Genomic DNA, 18436 nt, shown 5'->3' on the forward strand with positions numbered 1-18436 from the left:
GGGGTGCGGTCGGGGCGTGGAGGCTCAGAGGTACGAGGGGCGGGTGACCCGGTGCCGGAAGGCGTACCAGGTCCAGGCCTGGACGGCCACGAGCGGCGGGGTGACGACGAGGAGGACGGGCACGAGCAGGGCGAGCGTGGCGGGGTCGGCCGCCCGCCCGGCCAGCGGCAGCGCGGTCCCCGCCCAGAGCGGCAGCCCGGCGAGCAGGACGCCGGTGAGGGCGAAGGACCGCCACGGGTGCCCGGTCCGTCCGACGAGCCCGCGGGCCCGCTCGTACGGCGGTCCCGTGAGCCGCAGCGTGGCGAAGCCGAGTCCGTGCGCGGCGAACAGCGCGGCCACGGCGAGGGCGGTGAGGGCCGCCGTGGGGCCGGTCGCCGGGGTGTACGGCCGTCCGGTGAGCAGGGCGGCGAGGAGCCATCCCCAGGAGAGCGCGACGGTCCAGCTCCCGCAGGCCACGGCGGCGTCGCAGCCGGCGCGCCGGCGCGGCCCGGCGCCCCGGCCGCGCGACCACAGGCCCGTGTCGCGCACGACCCAGCCGGTGAGGAGGGCCACGAAGACCGGGAACTGACCGCTCAGGAGGTCCCCTTCGAGGGCGGGGAAGCAGCCGACGAACACTCCGGCGGCGGCGACCAGCCAGACCTCGTTGCCCAGGAAGAAGGGGGCGAAGGAGGCGAGGACGAGCCGCCGCTCGCGGTCGCTCCGGCCGAGCCAGGGGGCGAGCATGCCGGTGCCGATGTCCGCCCCGGCGAGGACGAACCAGCCCGCGGTGAAGAAGGCGAGCAGGGCGATGGCCAGGGTCTCCACGGGGACTCCTCTTCCTGAAGGCTTCTGGGGAGCGGGGTGGGGCTTCAGTAGCGCGGGGCCGGCAGCGCGTCGGCCGGGTCGGGCGCCCCGCCCGGCCCGTCGTCGGGGCCCGGGCGCTCGTCGTGGCCGAGGCCGGAGTCGACGGGGCCGCGGCGGGCGTGCCGGGCCAGGAGCCGGGCGTCGAGGACGGCGAGCAGGACGAAGAGGGCGGTGAAGACGGCGAGCGAGAGGCGCATGGTGCCGGGGGAGAGGTCCGAGACCGCGTCCTCCGTCCTGAGGAGCCCGTAGACCACCCACGGCTGCCGGCCGGCCTCCCGGAAGACCCAGCCGCCGATCATCGCGAGGTACGGCAGCGGTACGGCCGCCATCAGGACCAGGTGCCAGAGCCGGAACCGGAAGACGGCCTTCTTGAAACAGGCCAGGATCACCCCGGCGAAGCACAGGTACATCATCAGGGCGAAGCAGAGGAGCATCATCAGGCCGCCGCCCCGGGTCCACGCCTCCGAGGGCACGTAGTCGCCCGGGCCGAAGCGTTCCGCCATCTCCGCCCGGAGGCGCGCTATCTCGGCCGCCTCTCCGCCGAGAACGGCCGCCTTCATCGGCTGGAAGGTGGCGAGGGCGCCGAGCTGGAGCCCGCCGAAGACGGCCGCCGCCATCAGCGCGGGCGCCGACAGGAACACCCCGATGCGCAGGCTGCGGCCGAAGAACTCCCACTCGGGGCTGCGGCGGAAGAGGTGGTACGCGCTCACGCCGGCCATGAAGAACCCGGCGGTGAGCAGCGCCCCCGCCAGGACGTGGCCGAAGGCGAGGAGGGCGGAGGGGTTGGTGAGAACGGCGACCGGGTCCTTGAGCACGAGCCCGCCGTCCTCGGAGCCGTACCCCACGGGGTGGTTGAGGAAGCCGTTGGTGACGAGGATCCAGTACGCCGACAGGTAGGCGGTCAGGACGACGATCCAGATCGCGGCCAGGTGGGCCCAGCGGTTGAGCCGGTGCCAACCGAAGATCCACAGGCCGAGGAAGGTCGACTCGACGAAGAACGCCACGACCGTCTCGACGGCGAGCGAGGCTCCCAGGACGTTGCCCGCCTCGTGCGTGAGACCGCTCCACGCCATGCCGAACTGGAACTCCATCACGAGGCCGGTGACGATCCCGACCGCGTAGTTGATCACGTACAACTGGCCCCAGAAGCGCACCATGCGCGCGTGGAGCGGGTTCCGGCCGAACGTCGCCCGCGTCTGGAGCACCGCCACGACCGTCGCGAGGCCGAGGGTGAGGGCGACGAAGAGGAAGTGGCCGCCGGCGGTGAGGGCGAACTGAAGCCGTGCGAGATCGAGGACGTCCTGGTTCACCCGTTCAGCGTCGGCGTAGGGCCAGGGGCCCGGCGTCGGCCCGGGGAGGACACCGGCCGTACCCCGGTGGTCGTACCGGTCCACGCGCGCGTACCCCGTGGGTTGTTCCCGTGGGGTTCCGCCCCCTAGGGGGAGGGGGCAGGGGTCAGGCCAGCCAGCCCGGCGTGATCATCCCGGACTCGTACGCCAGGATCACCAGCTGCGCCCGGTCCCGCACGGCCAGTTTGGTCATGATCCGGCTGACGTGGGTCTTGGCGGTGGCGGGGGAGAGGACCAGGCGGCCGGCGATCTCGTCGTTGGAGAGCCCCGCGCCCACCAGGCCGAGGACCTCCCGCTCCCGCTCGGTGAGGGCGTTGAGACGGGGGCTCTGGTCCGGCTGCCGGTCGGCGCGCCCCGCGAACTCGGCGATCAGACGGCGGGTCACGGCCGGTGAGATCAGGGCGTCGCCGCGCGCCACGACCCGCACCGCGTGCAGCAGTTCCATCGGCTCGGTGTCCTTGACCAGGAAGCCCGACGCGCCGGCGCGCAGCGCCCCGTACACGTGGTCGTCCGCGTCGAAGGTGGTCAGGACGATCACCCGGACCCCTTCGAGCCGCTCGTCGGCGGTGATCCGACGGGTGGCTTCGAGCCCGTCGAGCACCGGCATGCGGATGTCCATCAGGACCACGTCCGGGCGCAGTTCGCGGGCGAGACCGATCGCCCGCTCCCCGTCGCCCGCCTCCCCGACGACCTCGATGTCCTCCTCGTCGGAGAGGATCGACCGGAAACCGGCCCGGACCAGGGTCTGGTCGTCGGCCAGCACGACACGGATCATCGGGCGCCCTCCTGGGAGCTTTCCTCGGGTACGACGCCGGTCATGGGGTGTCCTCCCGGGGCCTTTTCTCGGCCTCGGGGACGACGCCGGTCATCGGGTGTCCTGCCGGGGGCTCTCCCCGGGGACGGCGTACGGCAGCCGGGCGTCCACCAGGAAGCCGCCGCCCTCCCCATTCTCGGCGGTCAGTTCGCCGCCGAGCGCGCGGGCCCGTTCGGCCATGCCCCGGATGCCGCTGCCCGGCGGCCTGCCCTCCGGCGCGCCCTCGCCGTCGTCCGCGATCCGCAGCCGCACGGCGTCCGCGCCCCAGGCGAGGCCGATGTCCACGGTCCTCGCGCCCGCGTGCCGGGCGATGTTCGTCAGCGACTCCTGCACGATCCGGTACGCGGCGAGGTCGACGGGCGGCGGCAGCGGTACGGGGGCGCCCGTGACGCCCGTGCGCACGTCGAGGCCGGCGCTCCGGGCCCGCCCGACGAGGTCGCCGAGGAGCGCGAGGCCGGAGGAGGCCGGGGTCGTCGGGGTGGCCTCGCCGGCCCGGCGCAGCACCCCGAGGGTCGCCCGCAGCTCGCGCAGCGCGTCCTTGCTGGTGGCCTTCACCGCCTCCAGGGCCTCGGTCGCGGTGGCGAGCCCGGCCTCGGGCGCCGGCTTCTTGCCGAGCCGGTGCAGCGCGGCTCCGGACTGCACGTTGATCAGCGAGATGCTGTGGCCGAGGACGTCGTGGACCTCGCGGGCGATCCGCAGCCGCTCCTCGGTGGCGCTCTGCCGGGCCCGGGCCTCCTGCTCGCGTTCGGCGGCCAGTGCCCGCTGCTCCACCTCGTGGAGGTAGGCGGCCCGGGTCCGCTGGGCGCGGCCCACGGCGACCAGGCTGATCAGCCAGCCGGCCAGCATGGCGAGCGAGGTGTCGTCGATCTGCCGGTGCCCGGGCCGCTGCCGGACCTCGCCGACGCCGACCGCGAGCAGGGTGACGGCGGCGAGCGCGACGGCGGCGGCGAAGCGCCCCTCGGCGGCGGTCGTGTAGAGCGCGAGCGCGAAGGTGATCATGAGCGGGCCGTCCTGGGCGGACAGCGGGTAGTAGACGGCGCAGGCGAGCAGCGTGACGACGGCGACCGCGACCGGCTGCCGCCGCCGGAAGTACAGGGCCCCGCAGCCGACCAGGACGAGCGCCCAGCCGAGCACCGCGCGGAGCGCGGGCTCGTCCGCGCGGCGCCCCGCGACGAGCGCCCAGACCACCACGACCAGCAGGACGGCACCCGCCACGAGGGCGTCGACGGCGCGCGGGGACGGACGGCCGCCGCCGAGGGCGCGGTGGGGGAGGGGCATGCGTCGAAGGATAGGACGGAGGGCGGGGCGCATGGTCGGTCATGTCGTTGTGTAGTAAAGAAAGTGAGTAGGGTGGAGGTGGGTGGGTACGCACGCGGGTGCGTGCGCCCGCCGGGTCGGTCGTGAGGGAAGGCGGAGGTCCGATGACGGACGGCACGTTTCTGCGGTACGTCGCGCTGGGGGACAGCCAGACGGAGGGGGTCGGCGACGGCGACGACACCGGCGGCCTGCGCGGCTGGGCGGACCGGCTCGCCGAACTGCTCGCCCGCGAAAGCCCGGGCATGCTCTACGCCAACCTGGCCGTGCGGGGCCGCCTCGCCGGGCAGGTGCGCGCCGAACAGCTGACCCCCGCCCTCGCACTCGAACCGGACTTCGCCACGGTCGTCGCGGGCTTCAACGACCTGTTGCGGCCCGGTTTCGACGCGGACGCGACGGCCGGGCACCTGGAGGGGATGTTCGCCGCGCTGACCGGGCGGGGCGCGCGCGTGGCGACCCTGACCTTCCCCGACGTCGGCCGCATCACCCCGCTGGCCCGGCCGCTCGTCCCGCGCGTGCAGGCCCTCAACGCGCGCATCCGGGAGGTCTCGGGCCGGTACGGCGTCGTCGTCGTGGAGACCGGTCACCACCCGGTCGTCACCGATCCCCGGCTGTGGAGCCCCGACCGGCTGCACGCCGGTCCGCTGGGCCACGCGCGCATCGCGGCCGCCGTCGCCCAGTCCCTCGGCCTGCCCGGCGCCGACGACTCCTGGACCCGCCCGCTGCCGCCGCCGGACGTTCCCCTCCCCGTGGGACTCGGTGCCGAGCTGCGCTGGGCCGGCGCCTTCCTGGGGCCCTGGCTGGGCCGACGGCTGCGCGGCCGGTCGTCCGGCGACGGCCGCGCGGCCAAGCGGCCGGAGCTGCTGCCGGTGGTACGGGGCTGACGCGGCTCCTGGCGTCGTCCGCGTCCGTTCCCGGGGGTCCGGTCTACCGGGACGGGGGCTGGCGGCCCTGGCGTCGTCCGTGTCCGGGATGGGGCTGACACGACCCCGGCGCCGTCCGCGTCCGTTCCCGGGGCGGTCTCCGGGTGCGTGTCCTGGAGTCGTCACTCATGACGGCCACCTTGCCGGGGCCGCGCGAGCACGGGCAACGGGGATCTGGCGGCCGGGCTGGCCGCGTTCTCAGTGCCGGATCAGGCCGCCGACCGGGACCGGGGCGACGTGGCCGGTCGGCGGCAGGGAGCGGGCCAGGGCCAGGCCGACGTCGACCAGGGACGACCGGCGCAGGGCGGCGACGGCGGGGAGCGGGGTCCAGACCGATTCCGCGGTCTCGCCGTTCGGTTCGGGGCGCAGCCGGCCGGGGGTGAGACGGACCCGGTAGAAGACGCCCACGTTCTGGTGCTCGACACCGGCACGGGCCTCGGCGGCGGGGATCGTCCGCGAGTCCACGCCCAGCAGGCGCTCGACCACCGCGTCGCGGCCGGTCTCCTCGGCGACCTCACGGACCACCGCGTCGAACGGGTCCTCCCCGTGCTCGACCCCGCCGCCCGGGAGCGTCCAGGTGGACTGGCCCTCCGGCGACACGTGGCGGGCGAGCAGCACCCGCCCGTCCTCGACGCACACGGCGTACGCCGCCAGGCGGAAACTCATCCTGCTGCCTCCTGAGGAGTCGGGTCCGGCCGTCGAGGGACCTCTCGACGAGGCGGTCCCGGGCTGCGTGGCGTGCTTGACACTAAAATCGAACATCCATTCTCATGGAGGTCCGGCCCTTGGAATCGCGGGGTTGCCGCGGGGTTTTCCACAGGGCGGGCGGGACGCCGGGGCCCATTGTCAGTGGCAGGGGTTAGCGTCTTTCACATGAAGCGATCGACTCAAGCAAACCGGGTGGAACCCATGGCAGGAACCGACCGCGAGAAGGCGCTCGACGCCGCGCTCGCACAGATTGAACGCCAATTCGGCAAGGGCGCCGTGATGCGCATGGGCGACCGCACCCAGGAGCCGATCGAGGTGATCTCCACCGGCTCGACCGCCCTGGACGTCGCCCTCGGCGTCGGCGGACTGCCGCGTGGCCGCGTGGTGGAGATCTACGGCCCGGAGTCCTCCGGTAAGACGACCCTGACCCTGCACGCCGTCGCCAACGCGCAGAAGGCCGGCGGCCAGGTCGCCTTCGTCGACGCCGAGCACGCCCTCGACCCCGAGTACGCCAAGAAGCTCGGCGTCGACATCGACAACCTCATCCTGTCCCAGCCGGACAACGGCGAGCAGGCCCTCGAGATCGTCGACATGCTGGTCCGCTCCGGCGCCCTCGACCTGATCGTCATCGACTCCGTCGCCGCGCTCGTCCCGCGCGCGGAGATCGAGGGCGAGATGGGCGACTCGCACGTGGGTCTCCAGGCCCGTCTGATGAGCCAGGCCCTCCGGAAGATCACCAGCGCGCTCAACCAGTCCAAGACCACCGCGATCTTCATCAACCAGCTCCGCGAGAAGATCGGCGTGATGTTCGGCTCGCCGGAGACCACGACCGGTGGCCGCGCCCTCAAGTTCTACGCCTCGGTGCGCCTCGACATCCGCCGCATCGAGACCCTCAAGGACGGCACGGACGCGGTCGGCAACCGCACCCGCGTCAAGGTCGTCAAGAACAAGGTCGCGCCCCCCTTCAAGCAGGCGGAGTTCGACATCCTCTACGGCCAGGGCATCAGCCGCGAGGGCGGCCTGATCGACATGGGCGTCGAGCACGGCTTCGTCCGCAAGGCCGGTGCCTGGTACACCTACGAGGGCGACCAGCTCGGCCAGGGCAAGGAGAACGCCCGCAACTTCCTGAAGGACAATCCCGACCTCGCCAACGAGATCGAGAAGAAGATCAAGGAGAAGCTGGGCGTCGGCGTCCGTCCCGAGGCCCCGTCGGCCGAGCCGGGCGCGGACGCGGCGGCCGCGGACGCGACCGGTGCGGACGACGCCAAGAGCGTCCCGGCGCCCGCCGCGGCCAAGACCGCCAAGACGACCAAGGCCACCGCGGTCAAGAGCTGAACCGGTGACCGGTCGTACCGAATGGCCGGGTGACAGCCCCGACTCGTCGAGGGCCGAGAAGGAGCTGTCACCCCAGGATCCGGCTGAGCGGGCGCGGGCGATCTGCCTGCGCCTGCTCACCGGGACCCCTCGCACGCGCAAGCAGTTGGCCGACGCGCTGCGCAAGCGGGAGATCCCCGACGAGGTGGCGGAGGAGGTCCTCTCCCGCTTCGAGGACGTCGGGCTCATCGACGACGCCGCCTTCGCGGGGGCCTGGGTGGAGTCCCGTCACCACGGCCGGGGCCTAGCCCGCCGCGCCCTCGCCCGGGAGCTGCGCACCAAGGGCGTCGAGCCCACCCTCATCCAGGAGGCGGTGGACCAGCTCGACTCCGAGCGGGAGGAGGCCACGGCGCGCGAGCTCGTGGCCCGCAAGCTGCGTGCCACCCGCGGCCTGGAGCGCGACCGCCGACTGCGGCGGCTCGCCGGCATGCTTGCCCGCAAGGGCTATCCCGAGGGCATGGCCCTCCGCGTCGTCCGCCAGGCGCTGGAGGCGGAGGGCGAGGACACGGAGGGGCTGGACGAGCCCTTCTGATCCGGGACCCTTTCGACCAGGGGCAGGCTTCTGCCCGAGGGGCGCCCTTCTGACCACGGGGGACAGAAGGGCACGGAACAGAAGGAACAGAAGGGCCCGTTCGGTCCCGGTCGTTCGTCGGGTCAGGCCCGGGCCGCCGGGAGGAGGACCGGGAGGCCGGCGGCCTTCCAGGCCTGGAAGCCGCCGATGAGGTCGGTCGCCCGGTGCAGGCCCAGGCGGCGCAGGGACTCGGCGGCGAGGGAGGAGGCGTAGCCCTCGTTGCAGAGGACCACCACCCGCAGGTCGTGGCTGTCGGCCTCCGCCGCGCGGTGGCTGCCCAGCGGGTCGAGCCGCCACTCCAGCTCGTTGCGCTCCACGATCAGCGCGCCCGGGATCAGCCCGTCCCGTTCCCGCAGGGCCGCGTAGCGCGTGTCCACCAGGAGCGCGTCACCCGCTTCGTACGCCTCGTGGGCGGCCCGGGGCTCGATCCGGTCGAGGCCCGACCTGACCCGCTCCAGGAGTTCGTCGATGCCCACGCGTCCCGTCACCGGCTCGACCTGTTCCGTCACTCGCTCCACCCCTTCCCTCGGCTCTTCCCGTTCCTCGCTCACTGCCAGTCCTCCGGGCGTTCGACTTGTTCGAGACGGAGCACCGCGCCCGTCCGGCTGAAGCGCCGGATCAGCGGGAGCGGCGGATAGTAGGCGTGCACCGACACCGCGTGGGTGTCCTCGGACTCGTTGAGCACCTCGTGCACGTGGTGGCGGCCGAAGGCCCGGCCCACGCCCTCTCCCAGCCGACGGGACCGGTCGACCCCGTCGGCCAGCTCCAGGGTCTTCCAGCCGCTCGCCGGCAGCCGGACCGCGAGCGCGTTCTCGGTCAGCGTCCCGCGCGCGGTCGCGAAGGCGCCCTGCGACTCGGCGTGGTCGTGCCAGCCGGTGCCGGTGCCGGGCGGCCAGCCGATGAGCCAGGCCTCGCTGCCGCCGGGGCCGTCGAGCCGTACCCAGGTGCGGCCCTCGGGGTCGAGCGGCAGGGAGGCGATCAGCTCCCGGTCGGCGGCCGTGCGGCGGACGAAGTCGAGCAGTTCGGTGGCCGTCGGGGCGGCCGGAGGAGGCGCGGCGGCCGGGGCGGCGGCGGTGGGTGGAAGGGGGATGGCGTGCTGGGACACGGGTGACCGTCCTGGGGTTCGCGAAGAGCGCGCGACGGCACACGGCGCACACGGATCCGCGTCGGCGGACGCGGAAGGGAGGCGGGGCGGCGGGGCGCGCGGGAAAGGGGCGAGATCAGCAGGACGGGCGACACACGCAGCCCGCATAGCGGAGGAGGTCCATATGGACCCTCCGCCACAGGCGCACATCGGTGTCGGTCACGCTCCGGAGTACACCACGCGTCCCCGGCCGAATCAATGCATGTCCGCCGTGCGGTCACTCTCCGCGGACACCTCGGAGGACGTACCGGAGGGCTTTCCGGAGGAGATCTCGGCGGGTTCCCGGTCGTTGAGGGAGCCGCCGCGGACCGCGTCCGCCGCCGCGTGCAGCTCGTCGGGGCGCACCCCGGAGAACGCGGCGACGAGGTGCCCGTCGGGCCGCACGAGCAGGACGGCGTGGGCCGGAGCGCCCGGGTAGGACTCCGAGACCAGGACCTCGGACCGCATCGGCAGGGCGCGCACGGCCTCTTCGAGACGGGGCATCACACCGGCGGTACGCCAGTGGCGCCGGTCCCACACCCCCGTGCCGGGCGCGATCAGGAGGACCAGGAGGCGGCCCCGGCCGAGCCGGTCCCGGAGCCGTACGGTCGTGCCGTCGGGAGCGGTCACGCGGACGTCCTCGACGGGAGCGCCCGGCGGGGTGCCGACCGGGATCTGCCCGTCGGCGTACGGAGGCGCGAGGGGGGAGTGCGGGTACGCGGGGGGCGCGCCCAGCGGGCCGCGCCCCACGTGGCCGTCGGTCAGCAGGGCGTCGTGACCGCGCGCGGCCCCGGGCAGGTACGTCCGCAGGCCCCCGCCGCCGCGCAGCACCGGCAGCGACTGGTCCGCCGCGCGCAGCCGGGTGGCCACGGCCGCCCGCCGCTCGCTCTGGTAGCTGTCGAGCAGCCGCTCCGAGCCGCCGTGGTGCCAGGTGAGGGCGAGCTTCCAGGCGAGGTTGTCCACGTCCCGCAGGCCCTCGTCGAGCCCCTGGGTGCCGACCGCGCCGAGCAGGTGCGCCGCGTCCCCGGCGAGGAGGACGCGGTCGACCCGCCAGCGCCGGGCGAGCCGGTGGTGCAGCGTGTGCACCCCGGTGTCGATGAGCTCGTACGGGGGCGTCGTCCCGTCGCACCAGCCGGCCAGCGTCTCGCGGATGCGGGCGATCAGCGCGTCCGGGGTGACCAGGTCGCCGCGCGGCGGGAGCAGCCAGTCGATCCGCCACATCCCGTCGGGCAGCGGCCGGGCGCCGATCTCCTCGGCGGCGCCGCGCCACGCCGGCTGACGGTGCAGCAGGGCCTCGCCGGGCCAGGGGAGTTCGGTGCGCAGCGCGGCGACGGCGTGCCGCTCCACCGCCGTGCGGCCGGGGAAGCGGATCCCGAGCAGCTTGCGCACCGTGGAACGGGCGCCGTCGCAGCCCACGAGGTGACTGCCGCGCCACCAGGTGCCCGCCGGGCCCCGGGTGTGGGCGACGACCCCGTTCCGGTCCTGCTCGACGGTGTCGAGCCGGGCCTCGGGGACGAGTTCGATCAGCTTCTGCCCGGCGATGGCGTCGCGCAGGCCACGGGCCAGGGCGTGCTGGGGGATGTGCAGCGGGGCGGCCGGGGCGGCGGGCGCGGCGGGGTCCTCGGACCACTCCTCCGTACCGCCGAGGCCCAGGTCGAGCTCCAGCCGGCGCACCACCTGGCGGCGGCGCATGCCGCGCCAGCCGACCCAGCGGACGCCCTCGTCACGGAGGGTCGTGCAGCCGAGGCGCTCGACCATCGCGGCCATGTCGGCGCGCAGGACGACGCTCCTCGCCGGGCGGGGCTCCTCCTTGCCGGAGCCCTCGTCGAGGACGACGCTGGGCACGCCCTGCGCGGCGAGCGCGAGGGAGAGCGCGAGACCGACCGGTCCCGCGCCCACGATGATCACCGGGTCCACGGCGCGGCTCCTGAAGGCCGGACGGTCATGAGGGCAGCACGGTCGAGTGTGGCACGGGCCCGGTGGTTGATCACAGACCGTATGCAACCTATTGAGGGTGCTTGCGTCAAGCGACGGGGTGGGCGCGGTGCGGCCGACCTGGAGCCGGTGCCGCGAACGGCGGCGGGGGCGCGCCGCCGGGCCCTCGACGGCGGGCCCGGCGGTGCCATGGTCCGGGCGCCGTGACCCGGGAGACCGTGACCCGGGACGGTGTCACGTACGAAGGGGCGGGCAGTGCGGCCGACCTCGTGTCGGTGCCGCTCCGCCCGCCCCTTCGTCGTCCCGGGTCCCGCCGGCCCCCATCGTTCAGGGTGCCTCGCGCCCCCGTCGTCGTTCCGGGCCCTCCGAGGGGTCACGCGCCGCTGACGGCCTCCGCCGGGGCCTCGCCGGTCTTCGTGACCGTGCTCTCGGTGACGCCGGCCGTCTTCCGGCCCTGGCGCAGCCGCTGTTCGAGGCGGCTCGCGAGGGTGGTCAGGACGAAGTTGAGGGCGATGAAGATCAGCGCGATGACCGTGAAGGCGGCGATCGTGTTGGCGCCGTAGTTGGCGGTGATCGGCCGGTTCTGGCTGAGCAGCTCCGAGAAGCCGAGCAGGGCGCCGCCGAGCGCGGTGTCCTTGACGATCACGACGAGCTGGCTGACCAGGGCCGGGAGCATGACGGTCACGGCCTGCGGCAGCAGCACGTACAGCATGGTCTGGCCCTTGCGCATGCCGAGCGCGACGGCCGCGTCGCCCTGGCCCCGGGGCAGCGAGAGGACGCCGGCCCGGACGACCTCGGCGATGACCGAGGCGTTGTAGAGGACCAGGCCGGTGACGACCGCGTACAGCGGGCGGAAGTCGGAGCTCACGGTCGTGAACTGCGCGTACACGGCGCTCGCGAACATCATCAGGAGCAGGACCGGGATGGCGCGGAAGAACTCCACGACCGTGCCGACGGGCACCCGCACCCAGCGGTGGTCGGAGAGCCGGCCGATGCCGAGGAGGGCGCCGAGCGGCAGCGCGATCAGGATGGAGAGCGCGGCGGCCTTGAGGGTCTCGACCAGACCGGGCAGCAGGTACGTCGTCCAGACCCGGGAGTCGGTGACGAACGGGCTCCACTTGTCGGCTTCCAGCTGGCCCTTGTCGGCGAGCGCGGAGAACACCCACCAGGCCAGCACCGCGAGGACCGCGAGGAAGCCGACCGTGTAGAGGACGTTGCGCCGCTTGGCGCGCGGGCCGGGGTTGTCGTACAGGACGGAGCTCATCGCTTCACCGCCAGTCGCTTGGCCGCCCAGCCGAGGATCAGGCCGGTGGGGAGGGTCAGGACGATGAAGCCGAAGGCGAAGACCGCGAAGACCGCGAAGAGCGAGTCCGCCTCGTTCTCGATCATCTCCTTCATCAGGAACGCCGCCTCGGCGGCGCTGATGGCCGCCGCCACGGTGGTGTTCTTGGTGAGGGCGATCAGGACGTTGGCGAGCGGGGTCACCGCGGCGCGGAAGGCCTGCGGGAGCACCACCAGGGTGAGGACCTGGAAGAAGCTCAGACCGAGCGCGCGGGCGGCCTCGGCCTGGCCCGACGGCACCGTGTTGATGCCGGAGCGCAGCGCCTCGCAGACGAACGTGCCGGTGTACGCGACCAGTCCGAGGATCGCGAGGCGGAAGCCGATCGTCTCGGAGTCGTCGGCGCCGAGCGTGATCCCGAGGGTCTGGTCGAGGCCCAGCGAGCAGGCCACGATGACCACGGTCAGCGGGGTGTTCCGGACGAGGTTGACGTACGCGGTGCCGAAGGACCGCATGAGCGGGACCGGGCTGACCCGCATGGCGACCAGGGCGGTGCCCCAGACCAGCGAGCCGATCGCCGAGTAGAAGGCGAGTTGCGCCGTCACCCAGAAGGCGCCGAGCAGGTCGTACTGCCCGGAATCAAGAAAGTCGAACACGATGCCCCGCGCTCTCCCCTGGTGGTCGGTCGGTGTGGAGGCCGCCGTGTGGACGACGGCCGGTGCCGGAGTGACGGCCGTCCCCGTACGGGACGGCCGTCACCGCGGAGGCGGGGTGGATCAGCCCTCGACCTTCGGCGCGGGCTCGTACTTGTAGCCGGAGGGGCCGAAGTGCGTCTCGACGAGCTTCTTCCAGGTGCCGTCGGTGACCATCTTCTCCAGCGCCTTGTTGATCTTTCCGCGCAGCTCGTCGTCGCCCTTCTTGACGCCGATGCCGTACTTCTCGTCACTCATCCGCAGACCGACGAGCTTGAACTTGCCCTGGTGCTCCTTCTGCGAGGCGTAGCCCGCGAGGATGGAGTCGTCGGTGGTGAGGGCGTCGACGGCCTTGTTCTCCAGGCCGGTCAGGCACTCGGAGTAGCCGCCGAGCTGGCGCAGGTCGGCCTTGGGGGCGAGCTTGTCGCGGACGTTCTGCGCGGAGGTCGAGCCGGTGACCGAGCAGAGCTTCTTGGCGTTGAGGTCCTCGACCTTGGTGATCGAGCTGTCGTCGGAGCGCACGAGCAGGTCCTGGTGGGCCAGGAAGTACGGACCGGCGAAGTCGACCTCCTTCTTGCGCTTGTCGTTGATCGAGTAGCTGGCGACGATGAACTTCACGTCGCCGTTCTTGATCAGGTTCTCGCGCTCGGCGCTCGGCGCCTGCTTGAAGTTGATCTTGTCCTCGGCGTAGCCGAGCTCCTTGGCCACGTAACGGGCCACGTCGACGTCGAAGCCGGCGTACGTGCCGTCCGGGGTCTTCAGGCCCAGGCCGGGCTGGTCGAACTTGATGCCGACGGTGATCTTGTCGCCGTTGCTCCCGGAGTCGGACCCGCCACCACAGGCCGTCGCGGTCAGTGCGAGCAGGACGACGGCCGCGGCGGCGGCGGAGGTGTTGCGAAGCTTCATCGAGGAAAGTCCCTTGGCTAGGCGTGAGTTGGGAAGAATAGGTCCGAACTCGCTCAGTGGTGAAGGATCTTGGAGAGGAAGTCCTTGGCGCGGTCGCTGCGCGGGTTGCTGAAGAACTCCTCGGGCGAGGCCTGTTCGACGATCTTCCCGTCCGCCATGAAGACGACCCGGTTGGCGGCGGAGCGTGCGAAGCCCATCTCGTGGGTGACGACCACCATCGTCATGCCGTCCCGGGCCAGCTGCTGCATGACCTCCAGGACCTCGTTGATCATCTCGGGGTCGAGGGCCGAGGTCGGCTCGTCGAAGAGCATGACCTTCGGGTCCATCGCGAGCGCGCGGGCGATCGCCACGCGCTGCTGCTGACCACCGGAGAGCTGAGCCGGGTACTTGTCCGCCTGCGTGCCCACGCCCACCCGGTCGAGCAGCGCGCGCGCCTTCTCCTCGGCGGCCTTCTTCTCCGTCCTGCGGACCTTGATCTGCCCCAGCATCACGTTCTCGAGCACCGTCTTGTGCGAGAACAGGTTGAACGACTGGAAGACCATGCCGACGTCGGACCGCAGCCGGGCGAGCTCCTTGCCCTCCTGCGGCAGCGGCTTGCCGTCGATGGTGATGGTGCCGGAGTCGATGCTCTCCAGCCGGTTGATCGTGCGGCACAGCGTCGACTTGCCGGACCCCGAGGGCCCGATGACGACCACGACCTCGCCGCGGGTGATCGTCAGATCGATGTCCTGGAGGACATGCAGTGCGCCGAAGTGCTTGTTCACGTCGGACAGTACGACCAGGTCGTCCGCGGCACGCGGGGTGTCCTGCGAACCCTTGGACAGGGCGTCCTTCGGTTCCTTGGACACTGACTCTCCGCTCATCGGCCTCTTGCTCCGTCCTCCTCGGTTGGGGAGGACACTAGAGACCCGATGTGACGAGCGTCATCACATCTGAGCGGAAATTGAGGATAACGATCCGGCCGCAACCGGACACACTGCGTGAAGGCGACACCGGGTGCCGTACCAGGTGCATCACGGAAACGCCCGCGCGACGGGAGGACACTTGACTGTGACGCCGTCGTCCGGTGTTCATGCTCTGGTGCCACCTGGTACACAGAGACCCGGCACGGGCGCCCGGCGCCCGGCGCGAGCGCCGCGAACAGCGCGAACGACACGGAAGATCACGGAGGAGGTACGCATGCGACTGCTGCTCGTGGAGGACGACGACCACGTCGCCGCCGCCCTCTCCGCGATCCTCGCGAAGCACGGCTTCGCCGTCACCCACGCCCGCAACGGCGAGGAGGCGCTCCAGGCCGTTCTGCCCACCGCGCACGGCGAGCGCCCCTCCTACGGGGTGATCCTGCTCGACCTCGGCCTGCCCGACCAGGACGGCTACCAGGTCTGCGGCCGCATCCGGAAGCTCACCACCACCCCGGTGATCATGGTGACCGCGCGCGGCGACGTGCGCTCCCGCATCCACGGCCTCAACCTCGGCGCCGACGACTACGTCGTCAAGCCCTACGACCCCGGCGAGCTCCTCGCCCGCATCCACGCCGTCAGCCGGCGCAGCACCGGCCCCGAGGAGACCGGCGGGACCGCCGGAACCGCCGACGGGACCCGGCTGCGGCTCGGCTCCGTCACCATCGAGCTGCCCACCCGCCGGGTCAGCGTCGAGGGCGAGAGCGTCCAGCTCACCCGCAAGGAGTTCGACCTCCTCGCCCTCCTCGCCCAGCGGCCCGGCGTCGTCTTCCGCCGCGAGCAGATCATCAGCGAGGTCTGGCACACCAGTTGGGAGGGGACCGGCCGCACCCTGGAGGTGCACGTGGCCTCCCTGCGCTCCAAGCTGCGGATGCCCGCCCTGATCGAGACCGTGCGGGGCGTCGGCTACCGCCTGGTCGCCCCCGCCGCGTAACCGTCCGGCGGTCCCTCCGTGCGCACCCGACTCCTTCCGCTGCTCATCGTCCTCATGGCCGGCGTGCTGCTCGCCCTCGGCTTCCCGCTCGCCGCCAGCCTCGCCGCCTCCGAACAGCAGCGAGTCGTCGTCGACCGGCTCGACGACGCCGCGCGCTTCGCGGCCCTCGCCCAGTTCGTCGACGAGCGCCGCTTCGGCACCGACGAGCGGAGCGCCACGCTCGGCGGCGAACTCGCCAGCTACCACGACGTGTACGACATCCGGGCCGGGATCTTCTACCGCGACAACCGCGCCATGGCCGCCGCCCCCGAGGAGTGGGTCGTCCCGTACGACGGGGAGGGCAGGCGCGCCTTCGGCGAGGCGCTGCTCGGGCGCCGCAGCCACGACCCGCCCCAGGTGTGGCCCTGGCAGCCCCACGCGCGGCTCACCGTCGCCTCCCCGGTCGTCCGGGACGGCGACGTCGTCGCCGTCGTCGTCACCGACTCGCCCACCGGCCAGCTCCGCTCCCGCATCCTGCGCGGCTGGCTGCTGATCTTCGCGGGCGAGGCCGCCGCGATGCTGCTCGCCGTCGGCGCGGCCTTCCGGCTCACCGGCTGGGTGCTGCGGCCGGTCCGCATCCTCGACGCCGTCACCCACGACATCGCCACCGGCCGGATGAACTCCCGGGTCGCCGCCACCGGGGGCCCGCCCGAGCTGCGGCGCCTCGCGCGCTCCTTCAACGAGATGGCCGACAACGTCGAGGAGGCGCTCGAACAGCAGCGGGCCTTCGTCGCCGACGCCTCCCATCAGCTCCGCAACCCGCTCGCCGCGCTGCTCCTGCGGATCGAGCTGCTCGCCCTGGAGCTGCCCGAGGGGAACGAGGAGATCGCCTCCGTACGGACCGAGGGCAAGCGCCTCGCCCAGGTCCTCGACGACCTCCTCGACCTGGCGCTCGCCGAGCACGCGGCGGCCGAGCTCAGGCTCACCGACGTCGGCGCGCTCACCGCCGAGCGGGTCGCCTCCTGGCGGCCGGTCGCCGAGGACAAGGGCGTCGCCCTGGCGGGGGAGTGCGGGGCGGTCACGGCCTGGGCGGACCCGGTGGCCCTCTCCAGCGCCCTCGACGCGGTGATCGACAACGCGCTGAAGTTCACCCCGGCCGGTGAGGAGGTCACGGTCACGGTCGTCCCGGACCGGACGGCCGTCGCCGTCGTCGTCGCCGACCACGGTCCCGGCCTCACGGACGAGGAGCTGGGCCGGATCGGGGACCGCTTCTGGCGCTCCGGCCGCCACCAGAACGTCAAGGGCTCGGGCCTCGGCCTCTCCATCGCCCGCGTCCTGCTGACGGCGGGCGGCGGCGGGGTCGCCTTCACCCCGAACGAACCGCACGGCCTGCGGGTCACCGTCACCGTCCCCCGACACGCGCCCGCGGAGGCGCAGGATCAGGGCTTCACCGAGCGGTAGTAGCGGCGGGCGCCCTCGTGGAGCTCCAGGGGGTCCGTGTAGACGGCGGTGCGCAGGTCCACCAGCTGGGCCGGGTGGACCTGGCGGCCGATCCCGTCCCTGCTCCTGATCACCGTACGGGTGAAGCCCTCCACCAGGTCCGCGTCGGCCTCCTCCGTGGTGACCAGGAGGTTCGCCACGGCCAGCGTGTCGACCCGCTGCCCGTCCTGCGCCTTCGCGTACGCCTCGGCCGGGATCACCGCCGAACGGTAGTGGCGGGTCGACTCGCCGACGTCGTGCAGCTGGTCGACCAGCTGCGGGTCCAGCGGGATCAGCCGGATCGCGGCGCGGTCGGACAGCTTCTGCACCGCGTCGGTGGGCAGCCCGCCCGACCAGAAGAAGGCGTCCAGCTCGCCGCGCTCCAGGAGCCCCGGCATCGTGTCGATGCCCGCCGAGACCGCCTTCACGTCCCGTACGGGGGCCAGGCCCGCCGCCGCGAGGACCCGGTCCGCGATCAGCCGTACGCCCGACCCGTTCTGGCCCACGCCGACCCGCAGGCCCTTCAGGTCCTCCACCCTCTGCAACGACGACCCCTTGCGGACCACGAGCTGCACGTAGTCGTCGTACAACCGGGCGCAACCGCGCAGCCGCTCGAAACCGGGCCGGCGCTCGCGCTGGTACTGGGCCACCGCGTCGGCCGTGGCGATGGTGAAGTCCGCCTCGCCCGACGCCACCCGGGCCAGGTTCTGCTGGGAGCCCTCGCTGTCCGTGAGCCGTATCGACACCTCGGGCAGGTCCTGGGCCAGGGCGTGCTTGAGGAGGTTCCCGTACCGCTGGTACACGCCGGTGGGGACGCCCGTGCTGAAGGTGACCGAGCCGCTGGGGACGGGGGAGCCGAAGGGGACCAGCCACCACACCAGCATCCCGCACACCGCGAGCAGCGCGGTCGCGGCCACCAGGGCACGGCGGCGGGCGGCGCGGGAGAGGGAGGCGAACATGGGGTCGATCCTGCCAGCCCACCGGCGCTCCTGGCCAGGGACGGCCGGGGGTGGACGGAAGGCGGCCGGGGACGGCCCGGGACGGCCGGGGCCGCCCCGCGCCCCCGGACCGGAGTGCGCTCCGCCGAAGTGGTGAGCGCTCCCGGCGGCGCGGGCCGCGCCGTGTGTCCTGCCGGGGCGGTGGTGCCCCGGCGGTTAGCGTCGGAAGGCGTTCGGTGATCTTGAGGACAGTCCCCTGTCCGCCCCTGGCGTCCCCCTCCGAACGCACCGCTCCCGTCCGTCCCCGTCCCGCCTC

Annotated in this window: 19 protein-coding genes; 5 read left to right on the top strand and 14 right to left on the bottom strand. The window is 73.1% G+C overall.

Annotated features, from left to right (window positions below; genetic code table 11):
* Nucleotides 1–24: 24 nt before the first annotated feature.
* The 4 genes from AB0398_RS26230 to AB0398_RS26245 all read right to left on the bottom strand — a co-directional run bounded on the left by AB0398_RS26230 (nt 25) and on the right by AB0398_RS26245 (nt 4284).
* Nucleotides 25–804: a cytochrome d ubiquinol oxidase subunit II gene (locus tag AB0398_RS26230; RefSeq protein WP_366378079.1), complete on the bottom strand. Its 780-nt coding sequence runs from the start codon at nt 802–804 to the stop codon at nt 25–27.
* A 44-nt stretch (nt 805–848) separates the two neighbouring features.
* Nucleotides 849–2153, bottom strand: a complete 1305-nt coding sequence (locus AB0398_RS26235; RefSeq protein ID WP_366378080.1) for a cytochrome ubiquinol oxidase subunit I — start codon at nt 2151–2153, stop codon at nt 849–851.
* Nucleotides 2154–2298: 145 nt separating this feature from the next.
* Nucleotides 2299–2967 (bottom strand): response regulator transcription factor, encoded by a 669-nt coding sequence (locus AB0398_RS26240; RefSeq protein WP_366378081.1) that lies wholly within the window; start codon nt 2965–2967, stop codon nt 2299–2301.
* Nucleotides 2968–3057: 90 nt separating this feature from the next.
* Entirely contained in the window at nt 3058–4284 is a 1227-nt protein-coding gene (locus AB0398_RS26245) for a sensor histidine kinase (protein ID WP_366378082.1), read from the bottom strand.
* A gap of 143 nt (nt 4285–4427) precedes the next feature.
* Between AB0398_RS26245 and AB0398_RS26250 the strand changes: the two genes are divergently transcribed.
* Nucleotides 4428–5204, top strand: coding sequence for an SGNH/GDSL hydrolase family protein (locus AB0398_RS26250; RefSeq protein WP_366378083.1), 777 nt, complete (start codon nt 4428–4430; stop codon nt 5202–5204).
* A gap of 237 nt (nt 5205–5441) precedes the next feature.
* On the opposite strand, the gene AB0398_RS26255 is transcribed toward AB0398_RS26250, so the two are convergent.
* Nucleotides 5442–5909, bottom strand: a complete 468-nt coding sequence (locus AB0398_RS26255) for an NUDIX domain-containing protein (protein ID WP_366378084.1) — start codon at nt 5907–5909, stop codon at nt 5442–5444.
* Between the two features lie 243 nt (nt 5910–6152).
* On the opposite strand from AB0398_RS26255, the gene recA reads away from it, so the two are divergent.
* Both recA and recX read left to right on the top strand, forming a co-directional pair.
* On the top strand, nt 6153–7286 hold the full coding sequence (recA, locus tag AB0398_RS26260; RefSeq protein ID WP_366378085.1) for a recombinase RecA: 1134 nt from the start codon (nt 6153–6155) through the stop codon (nt 7284–7286).
* A 4-nt stretch (nt 7287–7290) separates the two neighbouring features.
* The gene (recX, locus tag AB0398_RS26265; RefSeq protein ID WP_366378086.1) at nt 7291–7857 is read left to right on the top strand and encodes a recombination regulator RecX; all 567 of its coding nucleotides are present in this window, start codon (nt 7291–7293) and stop codon (nt 7855–7857) included.
* Between the two features lie 122 nt (nt 7858–7979).
* Here recX and AB0398_RS26270 read toward each other — a convergent pair whose 3' ends face one another.
* The 8 genes from AB0398_RS26270 to AB0398_RS26305 all read right to left on the bottom strand — a co-directional run bounded on the left by AB0398_RS26270 (nt 7980) and on the right by AB0398_RS26305 (nt 14613).
* Nucleotides 7980–8405: a rhodanese-like domain-containing protein gene (locus AB0398_RS26270; RefSeq protein WP_366378087.1), complete on the bottom strand. Its 426-nt coding sequence runs from the start codon at nt 8403–8405 to the stop codon at nt 7980–7982.
* A gap of 38 nt (nt 8406–8443) precedes the next feature.
* A complete protein-coding gene (locus tag AB0398_RS26275) occupies nt 8444–8986 on the bottom strand; it encodes a cysteine dioxygenase (protein WP_366378157.1) in 543 nt (180 codons plus the stop codon).
* 130 nt (nt 8987–9116) lie between these two features.
* Nucleotides 9117–9203 carry a putative leader peptide gene (locus AB0398_RS26280; RefSeq protein ID WP_311307652.1) on the bottom strand — a complete coding sequence of 29 codons (87 nt, stop codon included), beginning with the start codon at nt 9201–9203 and terminating at the stop codon, nt 9117–9119.
* A gap of 32 nt (nt 9204–9235) precedes the next feature.
* Nucleotides 9236–10936 carry an FAD-dependent monooxygenase gene (locus AB0398_RS26285; protein WP_366378088.1) on the bottom strand — a complete coding sequence of 567 codons (1701 nt, stop codon included), beginning with the start codon at nt 10934–10936 and terminating at the stop codon, nt 9236–9238.
* Nucleotides 10937–11327: 391 nt separating this feature from the next.
* Nucleotides 11328–12218: an amino acid ABC transporter permease gene (locus AB0398_RS26290; protein WP_366378089.1), complete on the bottom strand. Its 891-nt coding sequence runs from the start codon at nt 12216–12218 to the stop codon at nt 11328–11330.
* Nucleotides 12215–12889, bottom strand: coding sequence for an amino acid ABC transporter permease (locus AB0398_RS26295; protein ID WP_366378090.1), 675 nt, complete (start codon nt 12887–12889; stop codon nt 12215–12217). The genes AB0398_RS26290 and AB0398_RS26295 overlap by 4 nt, the downstream gene beginning before the upstream one ends.
* A 120-nt stretch (nt 12890–13009) precedes the next feature.
* Nucleotides 13010–13831: a glutamate ABC transporter substrate-binding protein gene (locus AB0398_RS26300; protein WP_366378091.1), complete on the bottom strand. Its 822-nt coding sequence runs from the start codon at nt 13829–13831 to the stop codon at nt 13010–13012.
* A gap of 53 nt (nt 13832–13884) precedes the next feature.
* Nucleotides 13885–14613 carry an amino acid ABC transporter ATP-binding protein gene (locus tag AB0398_RS26305; protein WP_366378158.1) on the bottom strand — a complete coding sequence of 243 codons (729 nt, stop codon included), beginning with the start codon at nt 14611–14613 and terminating at the stop codon, nt 13885–13887.
* A gap of 397 nt (nt 14614–15010) precedes the next feature.
* On the opposite strand from AB0398_RS26305, the gene AB0398_RS26310 reads away from it, so the two are divergent.
* Nucleotides 15011–15724 (top strand): response regulator transcription factor, encoded by a 714-nt coding sequence (locus AB0398_RS26310; protein ID WP_366378092.1) that lies wholly within the window; start codon nt 15011–15013, stop codon nt 15722–15724.
* Nucleotides 15725–15742: 18 nt separating this feature from the next.
* On the top strand, nt 15743–17164 hold the full coding sequence (locus AB0398_RS26315; protein WP_366378093.1) for a HAMP domain-containing sensor histidine kinase: 1422 nt from the start codon (nt 15743–15745) through the stop codon (nt 17162–17164).
* Here AB0398_RS26315 and AB0398_RS26320 read toward each other — a convergent pair.
* On the bottom strand, nt 17143–18141 hold the full coding sequence (locus tag AB0398_RS26320; RefSeq protein ID WP_366378094.1) for a TAXI family TRAP transporter solute-binding subunit: 999 nt from the start codon (nt 18139–18141) through the stop codon (nt 17143–17145). The genes AB0398_RS26315 and AB0398_RS26320 overlap by 22 nt on opposite strands.
* Nucleotides 18142–18436 lie beyond the last annotated feature (295 nt).

The organism is Streptomyces sp. NPDC086147, from assembly GCF_040702165.1.
Taxonomy (GTDB): Bacteria; Actinomycetota; Actinomycetes; order Streptomycetales; family Streptomycetaceae; genus Streptomyces.